Here is a 792-nt window from a genome sequence, read left to right as displayed (position 1 = left end):
AGAACAATGTACTTATGTGTGTGCCGATGATGCGCATGGCACTGCCATCATGTTACGCGCCGAAAAAGAAGGCATTACACCAGAACAACTAATTGATCGCATCAACCAAGAGCACCAGCGCGACTTTGCTGGATTTTCAGTCGGTTTTGATAACTACTATTCAACGCATTCACCTGAAAACCAAACGCTCGCAGAATCAATCTACACCGCACTAGACAAAAACGGAAAGATCGCCCGTCGTAGCATTACGCAAGCATACGACCCTGAAAAAGAACTGTTCCTAGCAGACCGTTTTGTTAAAGGAACCTGCCCGAAATGTGGCGCTGAAGATCAATATGGTGATAACTGCGAGAACTGCAGTGCAACCTATTCACCAATGGAGTTGATCAACCCTGTTTCTGTAATTTCTGGTGCTACACCAATTGAAAAAGACTCTGAACACTTCTTTTTCAAACTTCCTGAATTCCAAGACTTTTTAAGCGAATGGACACGCAGTGGCACGCTGCAAGATCAAATCGCAAATAAGCTTTCTGAATGGTTAGATGCCGGACTTCAAGAGTGGGATATCTCGCGTGATGCGCCATATTTCGGTTTTGAAATTCCGGAGCAACCAGGCAAGTACTTCTACGTTTGGCTAGATGCTCCGATCGGTTACATGGCGAGTTTCAAAAATCTCTGTGATCGTCGTGACGATCTGGATTTTGACGAATATTGGAAGAAAGACTCAATCACAGAGCTATACCACTTTATTGGTAAAGACATTATCAACTTCCATGCTTTGTTCTGGCCAGC

General features: G+C 44.2%; 1 protein-coding gene. It reads left to right on the top strand.

What is annotated here, in order from left to right; genetic code table 11:
• The coding region (locus A3739_RS16765; protein ID WP_156502640.1) for a class I tRNA ligase family protein at positions 1-792 on the top strand (792 nt) is incomplete at both ends.

Source organism: Oleiphilus sp. HI0067, from assembly GCF_001635735.1.
The sequence above is the reverse complement of the archived record's forward strand: the minus strand, read 5'-3'. Positions and strand labels throughout refer to the sequence as shown.